Raw genomic sequence first — 21,215 nt, forward strand, 5'->3', positions numbered from 1 at the left:
CATCCGCAACCGGCACGTTCTCTGCTTGAACCAGGCAAAAGTCCACCTGGGTCGAGCTCGGAGCAACTGCTCGCGCCCTGGTGTCTCGAGATTCATCGGACCTGCAGGAGCGCCATGCGCCACGATCATTCAGAGGCTGACCCGAAGTCGGCATGCCCCGCCCCACGGACCACGTCCTGGGGACTCATGTTCAGCGCCGTCGTCGCGCTCAGCGCGGCCGGCACGCTCGTCGGCTGCGGCGGCGGTGGCGGTGGCTCGGCCGATGCAGCCAACCCGCCGGTGTCCGGTTCGCCGGCTCCGGCCCCGGCCCCCGCGCCCGCGCCTGCGGCGTCCGCGCCGGTGGGCGACGAGCCCGAACTGCCTCCGCCCGCGCCTGCGCCGCCGACGCTGCCTTCCGGCGGCGACAGCGGCACGCCGGCCGTCCCGCCGTCCCTGCAGTCGCCCTCCGGCCTGGACATCAGCAAGCCCGGCAAGGCCATCACCGGCATCGTCGCGACCTCCAGCGCGCTGGAGAACAACGGTGACACCGCGCAGAAGACCCTCGACGGCGACCTGAACACGCGTTGGGCCAGCGCGTTCGACGACAAGGCCTGGATCCAGTTCGACTTCGGCGCCAAGACGCCGATCGGCTACCTGAAGCTGGTCTGGCAGAACGCCTATGGCAAGGAGTACGCGCTGCAGGTCTCCGATGACGGCCAGACCTGGTACCAGCTGCGTTACGTCGTCGGCGGCAAGGGCGGCACGGAGGAGTTCTTCAACCTGAACGCCAACGCCCGCTACCTGCGCCTGCAAGGCGTGGCCCGCGGCACGCAATACGGCTACTCGCTGCTCGAGGTCAACTTCAGCTCGCCGGGCAGCGACAACACGCTGCCGATGCTGACCGCCTCGGCCGTGCCCACGCCGCCGGCCAACAGCACGCCGATCGCGCCGACGACGCCGGCCACGCTCGAGACGACACAGTTCACCCTGGCAGACGGCACGCTGGTGACGCGCATGGGCTTCGTCGGCCGCTCGCGCCACGGCCGCGAGCGCGGCGAGGACTGGAACGAAATCGGCTTCGGTCCCAACGACACCGTGGACGCCAACGGCAAGCCGCGGGACAAGGGCCCCGGCGCTTACCTGAACTTCATCGCCAACTACTTCAAGAACCGCACCTGGGGCGTCGAGTTCATCGACAACAGCCGCGTGGCCGGCGTCACCAAGCCGACCCTCATCGTCAACCAGTACTTCCAGCAGGCGCAGCGCGGCGGCGGTCACTCGTTCTTCCGCCGCATCGACGACCCGAACGTCACCGGCTACGGCTGGATGTCGCCCGGCAATCTGCTGGACCGCACCACCTACACCGACGGCTTCGTCGACAAGACCTCCTGCCCGATCGTCCCCAAGCCGCCCCAGAACGCCCTGCTCAAGCCCACCACGGGCTACGGCGGCATCATCGGCGCGAACGACGGCTGCTCCGTGGTGCTGGACAACAAGCCCGGCCACCAGGACCTGTCGCCCAATGCCAACGGCGTGATGGTGCCCAACGGCGTCAACATCCCGTCGCGTCCGCTCCAGCTGGGCGAGGCGATCGAGTTCACCCCCTCGTTCTTCTCCAGCCGCGCGGCGATGGACGCGATCCAGGACAGCGGCAACTTCCGCTACTACACCAACGAAGTGACCTACGTGGTGGGCAGCGGTCTGCGTCCGCAGTACGGCGTGCAGCCGCGCCTGAACAACGCGGCGCTGCCGGTCGAGACGCTGTCCGGCGGCACCGGATCGGTCTCGTACGACTACGCCGACAACTCGACCTTCATGTTCCAGCAGCCCACTCTCCAGATCGGCATGCAGAACATGCAGCGGTTCGTTGAAGGCCGCCGCTGGTTCCACACCAACATGTGGACCGGCGACCACAACGAGCAGGGCAACGACCGCAACACCGATGCGGTGAAGCTGCAGGGTCCGCGCTTCAACCAGACCAACTGCTTCGGCTGTCACGTCAACAACGGCCGCAGCCTGGCGCCGCAAGTGCTCAACCAGCGTCTGGACACGATGGCGGTGCGCACGGCGGCGCTGGACGGCAACGGCAAGCAGCTGCCCCACCCGGTGTACGGCGAGGCGGTGCAGATGAACGCCCGTTCGGCCACCACCGGCGCGATGCAGGACTGGGGCAACGGCGTGCGCGTCGCGGGCTTCGACACGAAGAACGTGACGCTGGCCGACGGCACCGTGGTGACCCTGAGCAAGCCGAGGATCAGCTTCGACGGCCCGACGCCGACGGTGTACTCGCTGCGCAGCGCGCAGCCGGTGATCGGCATGGGTCTGCTGGAGGCGATCCCCGACGCCGACATCCTGTCGCGGGTGCGTGCGACGCCGGACGCGGACGGCGTGAAAGGCCAGGCCAACCTGGTCTACGACCCGGAGACCGGCGCCGTGCGCGTCGGCCGCTACGGTTGGAAGGCGGCGAAATTCAGCCTGCGCCACCAGACGGCCAACGCGCTGCTGCTGGACATGTCGGTGACCTCGCCGGTCTACCCGAACCGCGATTGCCTGGCCGGCCCGGCCCAGTGCAACAACAAGAAGGTGGAAAAGGGCGTGACCGAGGACGAGCTGACGTTGCTCTCGCGCTATGTGGCCTTCCTGGGCGTTCCGGCGCAGCGCAGCGTCGTCAGCGGCTTCCCGAAGGGCGTGACGCCGCTGCCCTACCTGGACGTGGACCCGGTCAAGATCGCCTCGGGCGCCAAGCTGTTCGACAGCATCCGCTGCACGGCCTGCCACATCGCCGAGATGAAGACGGGCCTGGGCACGGAACTGGCCGAGATGCGCAACCAGACAATCAAGCCCTACACCGACCTGCTGCTGCATGACATGGGCGCCGACCTGGCCGACAACTTCTCGGAGTCGCAGGCGACGGGCAGCCAGTGGCGCACCTCGGCCCTGTGGGGCATCGGCTACACGGAACGCGTGGCCGGCGCCGGCGTCAAGGTGGGCTACCTCCACGACGGCCGCGCCCGCACGCTGACCGAAGCCATCCTGTGGCACGGCGGCGAAGGCGACGCGAGCCGCCAGCGCTTCGTCAAGATGAGCACGGCGGATCGGGAAGCGCTGCTGGCGTTCCTGAACTCGCTGTAAGGCGGGGGCAGCGGCGGAGACGTCACGCTCCGCCAATGAAAACGGCCTGGTCCGCGATATGCGGGCCAGGCCGTCGTGTTTGGTGAACCGGGCCCGCCGGGCCCAGGTTCATCAGCGCCGGGCGCTCACTCCCATTCGATCGTCGCCGGCGGCTTGCTCGACACGTCGTAGGTCACGCGGTTGATGCCGCGCACCTCGTTGATGATGCGCCCCGAGCAGCGCTTGAGCAGGCTGTAGGGCAGCTCCGCCCAGTCGGCCGTCATGAAGTCGCTGGTCTGCACCGCGCGCAGCGCCACCACGTAGTCGTAGGTCCGACCGTCGCCCATCACGCCCACACTCTTCACCGGCAGGAACACCGTGAAGGCCTGGCTGGTCAGCTCGTACCAGGTCTTGCCCGTCGCCTCGTCGCGCGTGTTGCGCAGTTCCTCGATGAAGATCGCGTCGGCGCGGCGCAGCAGGTCCGCGTAGTCCTTCTTCACTTCGCCCAGGATGCGTACGCCCAGGCCCGGCCCCGGGAACGGATGGCGGTAGACCATCTCCGGCGGCAGGCCCAGCGCCACGCCCAGTTCGCGGACCTCGTCCTTGAACAGCTCGCGCAGCGGCTCCAGCAGCTTCAGGCCCAACTGCTCCGGCAGGCCGCCCACGTTGTGGTGGCTCTTGATGGTCACGGCCTTCTTGGTCTTGGTACCGCCGCTCTCCACCACGTCGGGATAGATCGTGCCCTGCGCCAGGAAGGTCGCGCCCTTGTGACCTCCGTCGCCGGCCTTCAGCTTCTCGGCTTCCGCCTTGAACACGTCGACGAACAGGCCGCCGATGATCTTGCGCTTCTTCTCCGGATCGGCAACGCCGGCCAACTGGCCGAGGAACAGGTCGGCCGCGTCGACGCGGATCACCTTCGCGTGCAGCTTGCCTTCGAACATGTCCATCACCATGTCGCCCTCGTTCAGGCGCAGCAGGCCGTGGTCGACGAACACGCAGGTCAGCTGGTCGCCGATGGCGCGGTGGATCAGCGCCGCGGCCACCGAAGAATCCACACCGCCCGACAGGCCCAGGATGACTTCCTCGTCACCGACCTGCTCGCGGATCTTCTGGACCGCTTCCTCGATGTAGTCGCCCATGATCCAGTCGCCCTTGCAACCGGCGATCTCGCGCACGAAGCGCTTGTAGATCGCGGCGCCCTGGACGGTGTGCGTCACCTCGGGATGGAACTGGAGCGCGTAGTAGCCCTTGTCCTCGTTGACCATGCCGGCGATCGGGCAGGTCGGCGTGGAAGCCATCAGCTTGAAGCCCGGCGGCAGCGCGGTGACCTTGTCGCCGTGGCTCATCCAGACCTTGAGCATGCCGTGACCGTCGGGCGTCGCGAAGTCCTGGATGCCGTCCAGCAGCTTCGTGTGGCCGTGTGCGCGCGCCTCGGCGTAGCCGAACTCGCGGTGGTCGCTCCACTCGACCTTGCCCCCCAGTTGCACCGCCATCGTCTGCATGCCATAGCAGATGCCCAGCACCGGCACGCCCAGGTCCCACACCGCCTGCGGCGCGCGCAGCTCGTGGTCCTCGTAGGTCGACGCATGGCTGCCCGACAGGATGATCGCCTTCGGCGCGAACGCGCGGATGAAGTCGTCGCTGACGTCGTTGGGATGGATCTCGCAGTAGACCTGGGCCTCGCGCACGCGGCGCGCGATCAGCTGGGTCACCTGGGAACCGAAGTCGAGGATGAGGACTTTGTCGTGCATGGTCAGCTTCTAGCGATGCTTGGAGAGTCGATTCGTTCGGCGCGCGCGTCTGCACGCCCTCACGCCTTGGCCGGCTCGGCCTGCGCCGGCGGGTCGGTGTTGAAGTGGCGCCACGCGAAGCCCAGCGAGGCCAGCTGCAGCAGCGCACAAAGGTAGAACGGCGCACCGAGGCGCCAGTCGGTCTTGGGGAACTCGGCGACCAGCGCCATCAGCCCCAGGCCGGCGATCGGCGAGATCACCGCCATCAGGCTGTTGATCGCCGCCACCGCGCCCATGGTCTCGCCCTGCGTGCGGGCGTCGGCGGCGTTGGAGATCAGGCTCTGCATCGCCGGGGCCGCGGCCACGCCGGCGATGTTGAGGAAGATCGCGGCGACCATCATCCAGGCCTCGGTCGAGAGCCCCCAGATCACGTTGGTCAGGATGGAAGTCGTCAGGCCGATCAGCACCAGTCGCCGCGCGCCCAGCCAGCGCATCAGCGGCTGCAGCAGCACGCCTTGCACCACCACCGCGACCAGGCCCACGACGAACAGCGACAGGCCGTTCTCGCGCGGGCCCCAGCCGAACTTGTGCTGGTTGTAGAGGACCCAGCTGGTCTGGATCACCAGCTGCGCCAGGCCCGAGCACGCGATCACGTAGATCAGCGGACCCACGCCGTCGAGCCGGCGCAGCCGGCCCAGCGCGGCGACCGGATTGGCCTTGCGCCAGTCGAAGGGTCTGCGGTGTTCCGGCGCCAGCGATTCCGGCAGCACGAAGAAGCCGTACAGCCAGTTCAGCAACGCCAGCGTGCCGGCGACATAGAACGGCAGGTGCAGGTCGATGCTGCCGAGCAGCCCGCCCATCACCGGGCCGAGGATGAAGCCCATCCCGAAGGCCGCGCCCAGCATGCCGAAGCGCTTGGCGCGGTCCGCCGGCGGCGTGATGTCGGCGACGTAGGCATTGGCGACGGCGGCGTTGGCCTGCATCGCGCCGGAGAACAGCCGCACCACGACCAGCATCCACAAGGCGTCGGCCAGCGCCGTCACGAAGAAGCTGAGCGCCAGGCCGCTGAAACCGATCAGCATCACCTTGCGGCGGCCGAAACGGTCGGACAGCCCGCCCAGGATGGGCGAGCCGAAGAAGTTGGCGAGTCCGAAGGCGAAGGCCACCGCCAGCTGCGCCAGCACATGGCCGGTCTCGGACTGCGTGAAGGTTCCGACCAGCGGCGGCAGCACCGGGATGATCAGGCCGATCGACACCATGTCGATCAGCACCGCGATCAGGATGAACGACATGGCGGCCTTGCGGCCGCCATGTGTGGTCGTTGCCGCGACGGGATCGACCTCTTTGGACAAGGGCGTCACTCCAGGCGGTAGTTGGGCGCTTCCTTCGTGATCTGCACGTCGTGGACGTGGCTCTCACGGATGCCGGCCGAGGTGATCTCGACGAACTCGGCCTTGTCGTGCATGTCCGCAATGCTGCCGCAGCCGCAATAACCCATCGAGGCCCGCACGCCGCCGGCCATCTGGTGAACGATCGCGACCATCGAGCCCTTGTACGGGACGCGCCCTTCGATGCCTTCCGGCACCAGCTTGTCCGCGTTGGGGTTGGTGGTCTCGTCGTTCTCCTGGAAGTAACGATCCGCCGAACCGGCCTTCATCGCGCCGATCGAGCCCATGCCGCGGTAGCTCTTGTAGCTGCGGCCCTGGTACAGGATCACTTCGCCCGGGGCTTCCTCGGTGCCGGCGAACATGCCGCCCATCATCACCGTGCTGGCGCCGGCCGCGATGGCCTTGGCGATGTCGCCCGAGTAGCGGATGCCGCCGTCGGCGATCGCCGGCACGCCCGTGCCCTTGAGCGCGGTGGCGACGAAGTCGATGGCCGCGATCTGCGGCACGCCGACGCCCGCGACGATGCGGGTCGTGCAGATCGAGCCGGGGCCGATGCCGACCTTGACGGCGTCCGCGCCGGCTTCCACCAGCGCCAGCGCCGCGGCGCCGGTGGCGATGTTGCCGCCGATGACCTCGACCTGCGGGTAGTTCTTCTTCACCCAGCGCACGCGCTCGATGACGCCGCTGCTGTGACCGTGCGCGGTGTCGACGACGATCGCGTCGACGCCGGCCTTGACCAGCAGCTCCACGCGTTCCTCGGTGCCCTCGCCCACGCCGACCGCCGCGCCGACGCGCAGCTTGCCGTGGCTGTCACGCGCCGCGTTGGGGAAGTTGGTCTGCTTGGTGATGTCCTTGACGGTCATCAGGCCGCGCAGTTCGAAGCCGTCGTTGATCACCAGCACGCGTTCCAGCTTGTGCTTGTGCATCAGCGCCTTGGCGTCGGTGAGCGAGGCGCCTTCCGGCACCGTGATCAGTCGCTCGGCCGGGGTCATGATCTCGCTGACCGGGATGTCCATGCGCGTTTCGAAGCGCAGGTCCCGGTTGGTGACGATGCCGACGACCTTCTGCCCCACCAGGACGGGGAAGCCGGACACGCCGTGGTGCTCGCTGAGCTGCTTGACCTGGCGGACTGTGGTCTCGGGGGTGATCGTGATCGGGTCGCGGAGCACGCCGGACTCGTAGCGCTTGACCCGGGCCACTTCCGCGGCCTGCTGCTGCGGGGTCAGGTTCTTGTGCACGATGCCGATGCCGCCTTCCTGGGCGATCGCGATCGCCAGGCGGGCTTCGGTCACGGTGTCCATCGCGGCGGACACGAGCGGTAGGTTCAGGCGGATGCCACGCGTGAACTGCGTGGCCAGACTGGTGTCGCGCGGCAACACCTGGGAGAACGCCGGCACCAGCAACACATCGTCGAAGGTGAGGGCCTTTCCGAGTAGGCGCATGAGGGAAGCTCCAGACGCAAAGGCGCATTATAGAGAAGCCCGACGGTACACTCCACGACCATGATGAATCCCCGACTCCCGCGACGCCCGCTGGGCGTGATCTGCGCGCTGGCGCTGCTGGCCCTGACCTCGGTCGCGCACGCCCAATGGAAGTGGCGCGACGCCGACGGACGCACGCAATACAGCGACCGCCCGCCGCCGCCGAACGTGGCCGAGAAGGACATCCTCCAGCGCCCGAACAACGCCGTGCGCGTGGCGCCGTCGTCGGGCCAGGCCGCGCTGCAGGGCGCATCGGCAGCGGCTTCCGCCGCGACGGCCGCCTCCGCGCCGGCCCGCCCGGCCAGCGAATCCTCCTCGCGCGACAAGCTCGAGAAGGAACGCAAGGCGCAGGAAGACAAGGCCCGCGCCGAGACGGCCGCCGAGAACTGCCGTCAGGCGCAGAACTCGATGCGCATCCTCGAATCCGGCGTGCGCGTGCGCACCCGCGGCGAGAACGGCGAAACGCAGCCGATGACCGAGCAGATGCGCCAGGACCAGATCCGCCAGGCGCAGGTGGTGATCAGCACCTCCTGCAAATGAGGCGGAACGAGTTCGGGAAACAACACTCGCGGGCAGGACGGACGTAAGTCTCGTGACCGCTGGTAAGACGAAAGGCCGCTCACGCGGCCTTTTTGCTGGCCGGTTCCCGGCCGTGTCAGGCCTTGCGTCCCAGCGGACGATGCCGCGTGACGATGCGGCTGCCGGCGGCCTGGAAGCGCTGGCGGCGCGCCTCCTTCGGATCCACCGTCAACGGGCGGTAGACCTCGACCCGGTCCTGCCCGCGCAGCGGTGTGTCGAGCGGCGCGCCCCGGCCCCAGATGCCGACGCTCAGCGCGGCGATCTGCGCCGGGTCGAACCAGGCGCTCGCGGTGAGCGCGTCGCGCACGGTGCTGCCGTCGGGCAAGGTCAGTTGCCGCTCGCGCAGTTCGCCGGGCGTCGGGCTCCAGAACAGCGCGATCGACAGTTCAGCGGGCGCCATAGATCTGTTCGGCGCGCTTCACGAAGCTGTCGACGAAGGTGTTGGCGATGCGGTCGAACACGGGGCTGACGACCGCCTCCAGCGCGAAGCTCGAGAACGCGTAGCGCAGTTCGAATTCGATTTTGCAGGCGCGCGGCTCGCCGTCCGCCGGCGCGCCGGGCCGGTTCAGCGGCAGGAACTGCCAGTCGCCGTCGAGCATCGAGAACGGCCCGTCGACGAGCGCCATGCGCACGCGCTGGTTGGTTTCGTTCGTGTTGCGGGTGGTGAACGCGTGGCGCAGACCGGCGTACTGCAGGGACAGCTTCGCGGTGACGCCATCGTCGTGGCGCTCCAGCACTTGCGCGGAGGAGCACCACGGGAGGAACTCCGGGTAGCGCTCCACCTGGGTGACCAGGTCGTACATCTCGCGCGGTGAATACCAAAGGAGGACGGTCTTCCGGACTTGCTTCATGGCGGTTCTTAGAATGGCGGGATTGTAGGCGGCCCGATCGACCCCATCTGGGCGTCACCAGGCCGCCACGCACAACAAGAGTTCCCATGCCCATTGCAGAAAACCGTCGCGCCCGATTCGAATACCACCTCGAGGAGCAGCACGAGGCCGGCATCGTCCTCGAAGGCTGGGAGGTCAAGGCCATCCGCTCCGGCCAGGTCCAGCTGCCGGACGGTTATGTCGTCATCCGCGACGGCGAACTGTTCCTGATCGGCTGCCGCATCGATCCGCTGCGCACGGCCTCCACGCACGTCAACCCGCTGGCGGACCGCACGCGCAAGCTGCTCATGAGCGGCGCCGACATCCGCCGGCTGATCGGCAAGGTGGAGCAGCGCGGCTTCACGCTGATCCCGCTGGACCTGCACTACGCCAAGAACGGCCGCGTGAAGGTGCAGATCGCGCTCGCCAAGGGCAAGGCCCAGCACGACAAGCGCGAGACCGAGAAGAAGCGCGACTGGGAACGCGAGAAGGGCCGCCTGATGCGGCACAAGGTCTCGGGTCCCGCCAAGGATTGACGTTCGCGGCGGGCGGCCGCCTTCAGCGGCGTCCAGTCCCGGTCAGGCGCTCAGGACCTTGAGCGCCTGCGCGAGGTCCGCGCGCAGGTCCTCGACCTCCTCCAGCCCGATCGCGAAACGCACCAGCGTGCCGCCCTCCTCCGCCGTCCACGGCAGCCCCAGCGAGCGGCTTCGGCTGAGGTCGTAGGGCACGGCCAGGCTCATCGGGCCGGCCCAGGAATAGCCGATCCCGAAGCAGCGCAGCGCGTCCACGAAGGTGTCGACGCGGCTCGCATCGAACTCGGGACGGAACACCGCCGAGAACAGGCAGCCGCCCGCCTCCGGGGAAACCGTCCGCCACGGGGCATGCCCGGGCGAGCCGGGCAGCGCCGGATACAGCACCCGCGCCACTTCCGTCCGGCCGGCCATCCAGCTCGCGAGTTCCCGCGCCGCGGCGCCTTGCGCGCGATAACGGAGCGCGATGCTCGGCAGGCCGCGCAGGACGGCCTCGACATCGTTCTGGCCGACGCCGTAACCGAGGTACTCGTGCATCGCCACCAGCTGGCGGTTGAGCGCGACATCGCGTGTGCAGACGGATCCCATCAACAGATCCGCGCCGCCGGAGGGGAACTTGGTCAGCGCCTGCATGCTGAGGTCGGCCCCCAGTCCGGGAGCGACGTCCGGGGCCACTTCGAAGGCATTGAAGGCCAGACCCGCGCCCCAGGTGTTGTCGAGCGCCGTGAGCACGCCACGCGCGCGGCAGGCCTGCAGCAGCCCGACCAGATCCGGGAACTCCAGCGTGATCGACCCCGCCGCCTCGAGCCAGACCAGCTTCGTGCGTTCAGACAGCATGGCCTCGAACGCCGGCACGTCGAGCGGGTCGTAGAAGCGGTGCGTGATGCCAAGCCGTGCCAGCAGGCCGAGGGTGAGATGCCGGTTCTGTCCGTAGACGTTGTCGGGCAGCAGGACCTCGTCACCGGGCTTCAGGAAAGTCAGGCTGGTCAAGGTGACGGCGGACACGCCGCTGGGCGTGAGCACGCAGTGTTCGGCATGCTCGAGCGTCGCGATGCGCGCGGCCAGCGTGTAGGTCGTGGGCGTGCCCGGCAGTCCGTAGCGGTAGCTGACGCCGTCCCTCGCGCGCGGCCGGTGCAGCTCGGCGGTGTTCCTGAACAGCACCGTCGAGGCCTTGGCCACCGGAACGGGGACAGCGTCCCAGCCGTCGGGCGCGCGGTACGGATGATGGATCTGTTCGGTGGACGGGCCGCGTCGGGTCACGGGAATTCCTTGGGGACAGGGGAACCGGACGATCATTCTCAGGCACGCCCTGGCGTCGGATGTCGAAAGCGTCAAACGATCGCCACATGAACCCATCCCATGCCGCTGCCGCATGGGTGTCCATCGGACAACGCCCACTGACGCCGACACCTCGACTTTCCTGGACGGCGATGCCCTCGATTTCAAGCTTGCTCTCTCGCATTCTTCCGTGCTTCAAGCATTCGCCGTCGACCACGACCGCCCACCCGTCGGGTTCACTCGCCGAAGGCCCGGCGACCCTGGCCGAACGGATCGTTCCATGGCGGACGCAAAACTCTTCGGCCGATTGCGCCGCCAGCGCCAGGGTGCAGATGCTGAACCGGAGGACGGCCACGCCCGTCGCGACTCAGGAGCTGCTCCATGCGATGTGCCTTCACCTGGCGTTGCGAGCGAAACCAGGGCCAGGGACCTCCCCCGACTTCAGCCCCGCCATCGCGCAGGCCGTCTCCGCGATGACGCAGCACGATCGCCGGGTGCTGAAGCGACATCTTGAGGACAGGAAGGGATGGCTCGCCTGGGCGAGGTCCCAGCTGTCGCGCGAAGGCCAGAATCCCATCGCGCGGAAGCAGGAGGTCGCTGTCGAGACGCAGGTCGAGCGCCTGCTAGCGTCGGTACGGAAGGCCTTGGACTCCCCGCCCCCCCGTCAACAGCCACGCGGTTGCGCAAGCGCTACCAGGATCGGCGAGGCTGAACACGTCCATCAAGTGCTCTTGAAGGCCGCAGCGGAGATCCGCACGTCCGGGCATTGGTCCGGATTGGGCGCCGACCTGGCGCCGCACCTGATCACGAGCATGCCCGCATGGCCGCAGGACCTGTCCCTGCGGATCGAGGACAAGGCGGGGAAGTGGCATCCGCTGGAGTTCGGTCGATCGGGTCTGGATCGCGTCCCCGTCACCGTCCAACTGGACCATGTCCGCCAGCACTATTCGCCGATCGTCGATGGACAGCCGCGCGACGTGCCGGCCAAGGGAGACTGCTTCTACGAGTCGGTCCTTCGGGCGATGCGAGTGGAAGACCAGCGCGCGCTCTTCAAGGGCATGCACTTTCAAAAGGGCGAAAAGGGCGCCGGCATGGCCGCTCTGATCCGGGCCATGCGTCGCCAGGTGGCGGAAGAACTGGAGCGCCAGATCCACCTTCCGGGGGGTCCGTCGGACGAGCTGCGTGCGCACGTCGCCGCCGCCCGCTGATCCGGCCTGGCACGATCAGATCGGCAGCGCGATCAGGTCGTGGCCCTCGACGCCCACGATGCGCGCGCGGGTGAATTCGCCGACGCGCAGCTGCTTGCTGGCCTTCTCAGGCGGCAGCAGGCGCACGGTGCCGTCGATCTCGGGGGCGTCCGCGTACGAACGGCCGACGCCGCCCTTGCGGCCCAGCGCCGGCGCCGAGTCGACCAGCACCTGCATCGTCGCGCCGATGCGGCGCTGCAGCTTGGCGATCGACACTTCCTCGGCCACGGCCATGAAGCGGGCACGGCGCTCTTCGCGGACCTCGTCCGGCAGTGCGCCGTCCAGCGCGTTCGCCGGCGCGCCTTCGATCGGCGAGTAGGCGAAGCAGCCGGCGCGGTCGATCTGCGCTTCGCGCATGAAGTCGAGCAGGTACTGGAACTCGGCCTCGGTCTCGCCGGGGAAGCCGGCGATGAAGGTCGAGCGGATGACCAGCTCGGGGCAGATGTCGCGCCAGCGCAGGATGCGCTCCAGGTTCTTCTCGCCGTTGGCGGGGCGCTTCATGCGCTTCTGCACGTCGGGATGGGCGTGCTGGAAGGGCACGTCCAGATACGGGAGGATCAGCCCCTCGGCCATCATCGGCACGATCTCGTCGACGTGCGGATACGGATAGACGTAGTGCAGGCGGACCCACGCGCCGTACGGCTTGGCGATCTCGCCCAGCTGCGCGACCAGGTCGAACATCTTCGTCTTGACCGGCTTGCCGTCCCAGAAGCCCGTGCGGTACTTGATGTCGACGCCGTAGGCGCTGGTGTCCTGGCTGATGACCAGCAGCTCCTTGACGCCGGACTCGAACAGCGCCTTGGCTTCCGACAGCACGTCGCCGATCGGGCGCGAGACCAGGTCGCCGCGCATGCTCGGGATGATGCAGAAGCTGCAGCGGTGGTTGCAGCCCTCGGAGATCTTCAGGTAGGCGTAGTGCTTGGGCGTCAGCTTGATGCCGGCGATGCCGCGGGCTTCGGGCACCAGGTCGATGAACGGGTCGTGCGGCTTGGGCACGTGGGTGTGGACGGCGTCCATCACCTCCTGCGTCGCATGCGGGCCGGTCACGGCGAGCACGCTGGGGTGGATCTCGCGGACCATGTTGTCGGAGCTCGCGCCGGCCTTCGCGCCCAGGCAGCCGGTCACGATGACCTTGCCGTTCTCGGCCAGGGCTTCACCGATGGTGTCCAGCGACTCCTTGACGGCGTCGTCGATGAAGCCGCAGGTGTTGACGATCACCAGGTCCGCGCCGGCGAAAGTCTTCGAAGTCTCGTAGCCCTCGGCGCGCAATTGCGTGAGGATCAGCTCGGAATCGGTCAGCGCCTTGGGGCATCCCAGGCTGACGAAGCCGATCTTGGGCGCCTGGCTGCCAGCGGGGCCGCTCGTCATTGCGGCGGCGGTAGGGTCGTAAGTCGTTGATTCCATTTGGGTTCCGCCGGGCGATCTGGCTGAGGGCTGGGGCGGCATTGTAAGCGACGCCGTATTTTTCAGACAGGGGCGGGTTCATTGCGCCGCGTCCGGCACCGTGGAGGGAGGCCGCCTCGCACGACCGGTAACGGGCCGGGCCACCACCTGCCGACGCCTGCGGCCCGCTACGGGGATACTCGCCCCTCCGGCCTTCACGCCGCGTCACGCCACATCACGCCTCACCCTGCCTCGATGTCCGATCCTTCCCCGCGCTCCGAGCTCCTGCCCCTGATCGGCGACCGCGCCTCGGTCGAAATCGCCGCGCTGGTGCTGCCGCCGGTCGTGGTCGCGAGCACGCCCGCGGGTGGCACGGCCATCGTCCTGGCGTGGGTCTGGGCGATCGCCTACGGAATGAGTTCGCTCGGCGTCGCCGTCGCACGCCGCCGCTTCCGGCGCGAGGCGGCGACCCTGCCTCCGGCCGACTTCGTGGCGCGATGGGAGCGGCCGGTGTCGCGCATCGCGCTCGCGTTCGGGATCCTGTGGGGCCTGCTGCCCGGCGTCGCCGCCGCCAGCGGCGTCTTCGAGCACGCCGTCTTCCTCTATCTGGTGCTTGCCGGCACCACGGTGTCGACCGCCGCCTTCGCCGCCGCGGACCTGCCGTTCTTCGCCCGATTCCTCGTTCCCGCCTGGACCATGGCCACGGCCGCGGTCCCCTTCGCCTTCCCCACGCACTGGACCATCGTCCTGCCGCTGTGCCTGCTCTTTCCCTGGCTGGTCTGGCGTCACGCGCGCACCTCCAACGGCTTCCTCGTCCAGCAGTCGCGCCTGAAGCGCCAGAGCGAAGCATTGGCGCTCGCCCACAAGGAAGCCCGCGATGTCGCGAAGGCCGCGTCGCGCGAGAAGAGCCTGTTCCTGGCCACCGCCTCGCACGACCTGCGGCAGCCGCTCTACGCGCTGACCCTCACCGCGCAGGCCGCGCTGCAGCGCAACCAGGACGCCGCGCTCAGACCGCTGCTGGTCGACATCTCGCAGGCCGCCGGCCATGTCAACGACCTGCTGAACGCGCTGCTCGACGTCTCCGCGCTGGACAGCCGCAGCGCCGAACTCGCGTTGCAGCCGCTGGCGCTGGCGCCGCTGCTGTCGGAACTGCATGAGCGTTTCCAGCCGGAGGCGCACGCACGCGGACTCGATTGGCGCATCCGAGGGCCGGATGCGCCCGCCTGGGTCGTCGCCGAGCCGATGCTGCTGCGACGCGCGCTCGCCAACCTGCTGCACAACGCGCTCCGCTACACGCCTCGTGGCGGCGTGCTGCTCGCCGTGCGCCGACGCGGCAACGACTGGGCCGTCGAGGTCTGGGATACCGGCATCGGCATGGCCGCGCCCAAGCGCGAGGCGCTGTTCTCCGAATTCCATCGCGGCGACGACGCCGCGCGCCTCACCGGCGACGGCCAGGGGCTGGGCCTGTCGGTGGTGCGGGACTGTGTGCGCCGGATGGAGGCCGCGATCGACTGGCATTCGGTGCCGGGGCGGGGATCCTGTTTCCGGATCACGCTGCGGGGCGCGACGACGCCCGCGACACCGACCCAGCGCGCACCTGCGGCGTCGCACGTCTTCGAGCGGCTCGGCGGCCGCGTGCTGGTGGTGGATGACGACCTCGGCGTCACGCGCGGCCTGTCCCACCTGCTGGGCCAATGGGGCGTCGACTGCCGCGTCGCCGGCGACGCGGCGCAGGCCCATGCGGTCCTGGATGCCGATTTCGAACCCGACGTCGTGATGAGCGACCTGCGGCTGCGACACGACGACGGCGGCTATGTGCTGCTGCAGGACCTGCTGGACCGCCTGCCGCTCGCGCGCGGCCTCGTCGTCACCGGCGAGCTCGACCTGCCCGACCTGCGACGCGCCGAGGCGGACGGCTACCTCGTCCTGCGCAAGCCGGTGCTGCCGGCCTCGCTGCATGGGGTGCTGCGCTCGATGCTGGCGTCGCGGATGCTGTCGTCGCCGGGCTGACCACGCGCCGGTGGCATGCGCGTTGCCGGGACAGGCGACCAAGGAGCGCCTCCACCATGCACCTCGAAGGTTCCTGCCACTGCGGACGCATCCGCTTCTCGGTCGAGTCGACCGAGCCCTACCCCTTCATGCGCTGCTACTGCACGATCTGCCGCAAGACGGCCGGGACGGGCGGCTACGCGATCAACCTCGGCGCCGACAACACGACGTTCAAGCTGATCAAGGGCAAGCGAGACCTCAAGGTCTACCGCGCGGTCCTCGACGGCAAGGAGAGCAGCGGCCAGCGCCATTTCTGCGGGCACTGCGGCACCGCACTGTGGATGTACGACGACAGCTACCCCGAGCTGATCCACCCGCACGCCAGCGCGATCGACACGCCCCTGCCCGAGCCGCCCGAGCATGTGCACGGGCTGCTGGATTCGAAGGCGCCCTGGGTCAAGGTGGAAGGGAAACCGGGCGACGCCCGCTTCGGGCACTTCCCCGACGAATCCCTGGCCGACTGGCATCGCCGCCGCGGGCTCTGACATCGCGCCGCGGACACCGGGCCGGGACGCTCGCGATCCACCTCATGGTGGACGCGGCGCTCACTGCGTCGGTGTCATTTCTTCGGCGTGGTCGGCGGCGGCGGGAACCCCGGCATTCCGGCCACGCCGGGGAAGATGTTCCCCGCGCTCTGGAACTGTTCCTGCATCTGCAGGAACAGGTTTTTGGACTGCTCGAGGTAGTTGCCCATCAGGCCCTGCATCATCGGCGCCTGACCGCTCATGAACTGCGACCACAGCTGCGGATCGAAGCCCGCCGCGCCCTTGCTCGGGTCGGCGAAGCGGCTCTGCAACTCGGTGACGGCCTGCAGGTTCTTCTCGAGGTAATCGCCCATCAGGCCCTGCATCGCATGGCCGTAGAAACGGATGATCTGTGCCAGCAGCGGCGTCGAGAACATCGGCATCCCGCCCATCTCCTCCTCCAAGATGATCTGGAGCAGGATGGACCGGGTCAGTTCATCGCCGGACTTCGCGTCGCGGACCTCGAAGTCCTCGCCGCCGAGCACCATCTTCTTGACGTCCGCCAAGGTGATGTAGCTGCTGGTCTGCGTGTCGTACAGCCGCCGGTTGGGGTACTTCTTGAGCACCCGCGGACCCTTCGGGTGCGCGGGATCCTCGCTGCCGGTTGCGGTCTTGCCGCGTCGGGCCGTCGCCATGCTGTCTCCTCTGTGGGTCTTCAACCCATTCTAGGAGGCGCTTGACGAGCGGCCCGCCGGGTGATTTCCCTTGGGAACGCGCCAGTGTGCGGGAGGCGGACCGGGCTACCGCCCGGAGGCGGCAACGGGTGCGCCGGGACAGGCGACAGCTGTCGGCGCGGTGGGCACTCAGTCCGGCTTGACGTTGCCGTCCTTGATCACCTTCGCCCACTTGGCCTGCTCAGCCTTCTGGAACTCGGCGAACTGCGCCGGCGAGTTGGGCGCGTATTCCAGGCCCAGCGATTCCATCTTCGCCTTCACCTCGGGCAGCGCGACGATCTTCTGCACCTCGGCGTTGAGCTTGGCCACGATGGGCGCGGGCGTGCCGGCCGGGAAGTACAGCGCCTGCCAGCTCGACACGTCGAAGCCGGGCACGCCGGCTTCGGCCATCGTCGGCACGTCGGGCAGCTGCGCGCTGCGCTTGGCCGAAGTCACCGCCAGCGCCCTCACCTTGCCGCCCTTGATCTGCGGCAGCGCGACCGTCACGGTCTCGAAGCTCATCGGTACCTGTCCGCCCATGACGTCCTGGATGGCCGGCGCGCTTCCCTTGTAGGGCACGTGCGTGAGATCGGCGCCCGTCATCAGACGGAACACTTCGCCCGACAGATGCTGTGAGGTGCCCTGCCCTGCCGAGGCGAAGGTGATGTCGCCGGGTTTGGCCTTGGCGGCCGCGATGATTTCCTTGACCGACTTGGCCTGCGAGCCCGGGCCGACCAGCAGCACGTTGGAGATCTTGCCCAGCAGGATGGCCGGCGCGAAGTCGCGGTCGGCCTTGTAGGGCATCTTGGGCAGCAGCGAGGGATTGATCGCATGCGTGGCGATGGTGCCCAGCAGCATCGTGTAGCCGTCCGGCGCGGCCTTGGCCACGCTGTCCGCGCCCAGCACGCCACCGGCGCCGGCCTTGTTGTCGACCACGATGGTCTGCTTGAGCGAGACCTGCAGCCGCGCCGCGATTTCGCGCGCCAGCACGTCGGACGTGCCGCCCGGCGCGAAGGGGACGATCAGCTTCACCGGCTGGGTCGGCCAGTTGGTGGCCTCCGCGGCCTGCGCCGCCGTCCCCGTCAGGGCCGTTACACCCAGCACCACCGTCGCCGCCGCAGCGGCCAGGGCGCGCACGCGGCCCCGCATCACCGAATTCATGTCGCTTGTCTCCATCCATGACGGCACTCGGCCTTCGTCGACCTTGACGACGGTCCGATGCCCTCTTCTGATGAGGCAAATGGTATCGGTACCATCCACCGCGTCAAGATTGCGTTCATGAGGGATTCCACCGGGGTTCGCGCCGTCGGCGGACACCATGAGCGCTCACGCGCTGGCGCGCTGGACCAGCTCGAACCCGATGTCGACGTCCCGTCTGTCGACGCTGCCACCGGCGCGGTCGAGGATGAAGCGCGCCGCCTGCCGCCCGATGGCGAAGCCGTCGATGCGGACCGTGGTCAGGGCCGGTTCGAGGTCCCGGGCCAAGGCCAGGTCGCCGAAGCCGACGATCGCCAGATCCTCGGGAATCCGCAGACCGCGGGCCTGCGCTTCGATGACGACGCCCAGCGCCAGCGAATCGGAACTGCAGAACACCGCGTCGACGCCGTCCGGATGGGCGAGCAGCTCGGCCAGGCCGCGACGTCCGCTGCCCAGCGTGGTGGGGGTGGCCACCGTGGCCACCGGCACGTCGGCGATGCCGAGTTCCCCGGCCTGCTCCTGGAAGGCGCGGAAGCGCCGCATCGCGCGTTCGTCGCTGCCGCCCACGCCGGCCAGCCGCCGGTAACCGCGCTCGTGCAGGTAGGACGCGACCTTGCGGCCGACCTCCACGTGAGAGAACCCCACCAGCATGTCGATCGGATCCTCGCTCTGGTCCCAGGTCTCTACCACCGGCACGCCCGATGCGCGCAGACGGGTGCGGGCCTGCTCGGAATGGCTGGTGCCGGTGAGCACCAACCCGTCGGGACGGCGGCCGATCATCGCGTCCAGCCACGCGTCCTCGCGGGCGTTGTCGTAGCCGGTCTGGCCGAGCAGCACCTGGTAGCCGGCTTCGAACAGCGCTTCGGTCAGGCTCTGCACGGTGTCCAGGAACACCGGCCCGGCGATCGTCGGTACGGCCACGCCCACCATGCGGCTCTTCATCGACGACAGCGCGCCAGCGAGCAGGTTGGGCACGTAGCCGGTCTTGCGCACCGCCTCGGTCACGCGTTCGCGGACCTCCGGCGACACCTGCGCGGGGTTGTTGATGGCCCGCGAGGCGGTGATGGGCGCCACGCCGGCGATCTGCGCCACGTCGCGCAGCGTGACGGCGCCGCTGCCCTTGCGGCGACGGGGTCGGGGGAAGGTCTCGGTGTCAGACATATGGCGGTCGATTATGGGGGGCGATCACAGGGAAACAGGTCGGACGTGGCGTGCTGGACGGGGTCGGCCCCGGCCGCGCGCCCCACAGCCGTCGGCAGATTCCCTACACCGCGCTGCGGACCCCGCCCGACCCGTGGTACCGCTGTCTCCTCCTGTTGGTAACGAGTCGTGAGAACGAAGATTCATCAATCGCAAACAGGGGCTCCCATGAACACGATCTCGAAGCAAGCCGGCAAGTTCAAGCACATCGCCATCGGCCTCGGCCTGGCGCTGTCGGCCGCGACGGCCGCCAACGCCGTCACCGCGCAGAACACCTTCCAGGTGACCGCGACGATCACGAGCTCCTGCACCGTGTCCGGCTCCGCCCTGAACTTCGGCAGCGCGATCGATCCCCTGACGGTCGGCGTGCCGCTGGACGCCTCGTCCACGCTGACGGTCACCTGCTCCAACACGACGCCGTACGCGGTGTCGCTGAACGCCGGCACCAACGCGGGCGGTGCCTCCAACTTCACGTCGCGCACGATGAAGAGCGGCGCCAACACCCTGGGCTACCAGCTCTACCTGGATTCGGGCCGCACGACGGTCTTCGGCGACGGCACCGCCAGCTCCAGCACCAAGAGCGGCACCGGCTCCGGCAGCGCCCAGTCGATCAGCGTCTACGGCCGCGTGCCGACCCTGGCCGGCGTGGTCCCGGGCTCGTACACCGACACCGTGACCGTCACGATCACCTACTGATCCCAGCAGGCGCCCCCCGCCCCCCCCCCGGGAAGCTCCGTTCACGCCCGCAAGGGCGCCCGGAGCTTTCTTCTTTTCTTCTCTTCGTAGGACATGTCGTCCGCGGCTTCGAGCAGGCGCTCGTAGCGGGTCCCGCCGTCGCCGACGGCATAGCCGATGGACGCTCCGACGCTGACCGTGCCGCCCTCGATCGCGATGGGCTCGATCAGCGCCTGCAGCAGGCGCTGGCGGATCTGCGCCAGCCGGAACTCGTCGGGCGCGCCGGCCAGCAGCAGCACGAACTCGTCGCCGCCGACCCGGGCGGCAACGTCGCCGTCCCGGCATTGCGCCCGCAGGCGCTGACCGACGGCACGCAGGACGGCATCGCCGGCCGCGTGGCCGTGGCGATCGTTGACCGGCTTGAAGTCGTCGAGGTCGAAGACCAGCACGCTGATCGGCTGGCCGGCGAGTTCCCGCGCCCGGCGCTCCAGCGAGCGCCGGTTGGCCAGGCCCGTGAGCTGGTCGGTGTCGGCCGTCGTGGCCAGGTGCGTCATGTCGCGGTCGCTCGCGCGAACCAGGCGACTCGCGTAGACGAACGTCCCGAGCGTGAAGGCGATGAACAGCGCCGCGAGCACCAGCGCCGATCGCTTGACCGATTCGAGTCCGCGCTCCTGCCCGGCCTGACGGGCCGCGAGAAGGGAGCGCTCGGCGCCCTCCATGGTGTCGAGCAACTGGCGCAACCGCTTCGACGAATCGCTGGTGATGCGCGCGTCCAGACCGTTGCGCAAGGACTCCACGCCATCTCGTTCCCCGATCACGGCGGAGGCCAGGTACCAGCCGGTGATTTCAAGGGTCTCGGACCGCACCTCGGTGGCCACACCCACCTGCGTCGGGTTGTCCTGGACCAGCATTTCCAGCTTGTCGGCCGTCTGCCGTGCGTCCACCGCCGCGCCGCGCAGGCGTTGCAGCGCTTCGGACTGCGGCACCAGCACGAAGTTGCGCAGCGCGACGCCGCCGCGCAACAGACCGGCGCGCAGCTGGTTCAACTGGTCGAGGACTTCATGGGTGTGGGCGACCAGGTCGTTCGCGTCGCCGTAGCGGCGGGCGCTGTCGACCAGCACGCCGGCGGCGCCGATCACCAGGACCAGCGCCACCGCCTGCGACAGCTGCAGGACGCGCGCGATGCGCCGGAGCAAGGGATTGGAGACGGTCGGCAAAAGCGTGGGGCCGCTGCGGGAATCGGCGCATCCTAGCGTTTTCCGGAAGCCAGAAAGCAGAACGCCCGCTTGCGGCGGGCGTTTGCTGAAGGATCGAGTCCCGGAGGACTTCCTACCATTTCTGG

18 protein-coding genes are annotated in these 21,215 nt (G+C 68.8%); 7 read left to right on the top strand and 11 right to left on the bottom strand.

Annotation, left to right across the window (positions count from 1 at the left end):
- Positions 1 to 186 precede the first annotated feature (186 nt).
- Complete coding sequence (locus tag PV762_RS16030) at positions 187 to 3,111, top strand: di-heme oxidoredictase family protein (RefSeq protein WP_421035997.1); 2,925 nt, start codon at positions 187 to 189, stop codon at positions 3,109 to 3,111.
- 125 nt (positions 3,112 to 3,236) lie between these two features.
- Here PV762_RS16030 and guaA read toward each other — a convergent pair whose 3' ends face one another.
- Genes guaA through guaB form a run of 3 tightly spaced genes read right to left on the bottom strand, consistent with a single transcriptional unit; the run spans position 3,237 to position 7,650 of the window.
- Entirely contained in the window at positions 3,237 to 4,841 is a 1,605-nt protein-coding gene (guaA, locus tag PV762_RS16035; protein WP_421035998.1) for a glutamine-hydrolyzing GMP synthase, read from the bottom strand.
- Between the two features lie 59 nt (positions 4,842 to 4,900).
- Positions 4,901 to 6,172, bottom strand: a complete 1,272-nt coding sequence (locus PV762_RS16040; RefSeq protein WP_421035999.1) for an MFS transporter — start codon at positions 6,170 to 6,172, stop codon at positions 4,901 to 4,903.
- A gap of 5 nt (positions 6,173 to 6,177) precedes the next feature.
- Positions 6,178 to 7,650: an IMP dehydrogenase gene (guaB, locus tag PV762_RS16045; RefSeq protein WP_421036000.1), complete on the bottom strand. Its 1,473-nt coding sequence runs from the start codon at positions 7,648 to 7,650 to the stop codon at positions 6,178 to 6,180.
- Positions 7,651 to 7,713: 63 nt separating this feature from the next.
- Between guaB and PV762_RS16050 the strand changes: the two genes are divergently transcribed.
- Positions 7,714 to 8,229: a DUF4124 domain-containing protein gene (locus tag PV762_RS16050; RefSeq protein WP_421036001.1), complete on the top strand. Its 516-nt coding sequence runs from the start codon at positions 7,714 to 7,716 to the stop codon at positions 8,227 to 8,229.
- 115 nt (positions 8,230 to 8,344) lie between these two features.
- Here PV762_RS16050 and PV762_RS16055 read toward each other — a convergent pair whose 3' ends face one another.
- Together PV762_RS16055 and PV762_RS16060 are read right to left on the bottom strand one after the other, a co-directional pair.
- The gene (locus tag PV762_RS16055) at positions 8,345 to 8,668 is read right to left on the bottom strand and encodes an RnfH family protein (protein WP_421036002.1); all 324 of its coding nucleotides are present in this window, start codon (positions 8,666 to 8,668) and stop codon (positions 8,345 to 8,347) included.
- The gene (locus PV762_RS16060; protein WP_421036003.1) at positions 8,655 to 9,119 is read right to left on the bottom strand and encodes a type II toxin-antitoxin system RatA family toxin; all 465 of its coding nucleotides are present in this window, start codon (positions 9,117 to 9,119) and stop codon (positions 8,655 to 8,657) included. The genes PV762_RS16055 and PV762_RS16060 overlap by 14 nt, the downstream gene beginning before the upstream one ends.
- Positions 9,120 to 9,205: 86 nt before the next feature.
- Here PV762_RS16060 and smpB point away from each other — a divergent pair, with 86 nt between their 5' ends.
- Positions 9,206 to 9,673: an SsrA-binding protein SmpB gene (gene smpB, locus PV762_RS16065; RefSeq protein ID WP_421036004.1), complete on the top strand. Its 468-nt coding sequence runs from the start codon at positions 9,206 to 9,208 to the stop codon at positions 9,671 to 9,673.
- A 42-nt stretch (positions 9,674 to 9,715) separates the two neighbouring features.
- On the opposite strand, the gene PV762_RS16070 is transcribed toward smpB, so the two are convergent.
- Positions 9,716 to 10,927, bottom strand: coding sequence for a PLP-dependent transferase (locus tag PV762_RS16070; RefSeq protein ID WP_421036005.1), 1,212 nt, complete (start codon positions 10,925 to 10,927; stop codon positions 9,716 to 9,718).
- 86 nt (positions 10,928 to 11,013) lie between these two features.
- Between PV762_RS16070 and PV762_RS16075 the strand changes: the two genes are divergently transcribed.
- Positions 11,014 to 12,153 carry a hypothetical protein gene (locus PV762_RS16075; protein ID WP_421036006.1) on the top strand — a complete coding sequence of 380 codons (1,140 nt, stop codon included), beginning with the start codon at positions 11,014 to 11,016 and terminating at the stop codon, positions 12,151 to 12,153.
- Between the two features lie 15 nt (positions 12,154 to 12,168).
- Here the strand turns inward: PV762_RS16075 and rimO are convergent, their stop codons facing one another.
- The gene (gene rimO, locus PV762_RS16080) at positions 12,169 to 13,560 is read right to left on the bottom strand and encodes a 30S ribosomal protein S12 methylthiotransferase RimO (RefSeq protein ID WP_421036020.1); all 1,392 of its coding nucleotides are present in this window, start codon (positions 13,558 to 13,560) and stop codon (positions 12,169 to 12,171) included.
- Between the two features lie 270 nt (positions 13,561 to 13,830).
- Here rimO and PV762_RS16085 point away from each other — a divergent pair, with 270 nt between their 5' ends.
- Together PV762_RS16085 and PV762_RS16090 are read left to right on the top strand one after the other, a co-directional pair.
- Positions 13,831 to 15,585, top strand: a complete 1,755-nt coding sequence (locus PV762_RS16085) for an ATP-binding protein (protein ID WP_421036007.1) — start codon at positions 13,831 to 13,833, stop codon at positions 15,583 to 15,585.
- A 56-nt stretch (positions 15,586 to 15,641) separates the two neighbouring features.
- Positions 15,642 to 16,109 (top strand): GFA family protein, encoded by a 468-nt coding sequence (locus PV762_RS16090; protein ID WP_421036008.1) that lies wholly within the window; start codon positions 15,642 to 15,644, stop codon positions 16,107 to 16,109.
- Positions 16,110 to 16,183: 74 nt separating this feature from the next.
- On the opposite strand, the gene phaR is transcribed toward PV762_RS16090, so the two are convergent.
- From phaR to PV762_RS16105, 3 genes are all read right to left on the bottom strand, one after another.
- Complete coding sequence (phaR, locus tag PV762_RS16095; RefSeq protein ID WP_421036009.1) at positions 16,184 to 16,783, bottom strand: polyhydroxyalkanoate synthesis repressor PhaR; 600 nt, start codon at positions 16,781 to 16,783, stop codon at positions 16,184 to 16,186.
- Positions 16,784 to 16,951: 168 nt separating this feature from the next.
- Complete coding sequence (locus tag PV762_RS16100; RefSeq protein WP_421036010.1) at positions 16,952 to 17,962, bottom strand: tripartite tricarboxylate transporter substrate binding protein; 1,011 nt, start codon at positions 17,960 to 17,962, stop codon at positions 16,952 to 16,954.
- Between the two features lie 165 nt (positions 17,963 to 18,127).
- Positions 18,128 to 19,159, bottom strand: a complete 1,032-nt coding sequence (locus tag PV762_RS16105; RefSeq protein ID WP_421036011.1) for a LacI family DNA-binding transcriptional regulator — start codon at positions 19,157 to 19,159, stop codon at positions 18,128 to 18,130.
- 207 nt (positions 19,160 to 19,366) lie between these two features.
- Between PV762_RS16105 and PV762_RS16110 the strand changes: the two genes are divergently transcribed.
- Complete coding sequence (locus PV762_RS16110; protein WP_421036012.1) at positions 19,367 to 19,894, top strand: spore coat U domain-containing protein; 528 nt, start codon at positions 19,367 to 19,369, stop codon at positions 19,892 to 19,894.
- Positions 19,895 to 19,935: 41 nt separating this feature from the next.
- Here the strand turns inward: PV762_RS16110 and PV762_RS16115 are convergent, their stop codons facing one another.
- Positions 19,936 to 21,090 carry a diguanylate cyclase domain-containing protein gene (locus PV762_RS16115; RefSeq protein ID WP_421036013.1) on the bottom strand — a complete coding sequence of 385 codons (1,155 nt, stop codon included), beginning with the start codon at positions 21,088 to 21,090 and terminating at the stop codon, positions 19,936 to 19,938.
- Positions 21,091 to 21,215 lie beyond the last annotated feature (125 nt).

It is taken from the genome of Mitsuaria sp. CC2 (assembly GCF_048957715.1).
GTDB lineage: Bacteria > Pseudomonadota > Gammaproteobacteria > Burkholderiales > Burkholderiaceae_C > Roseateles.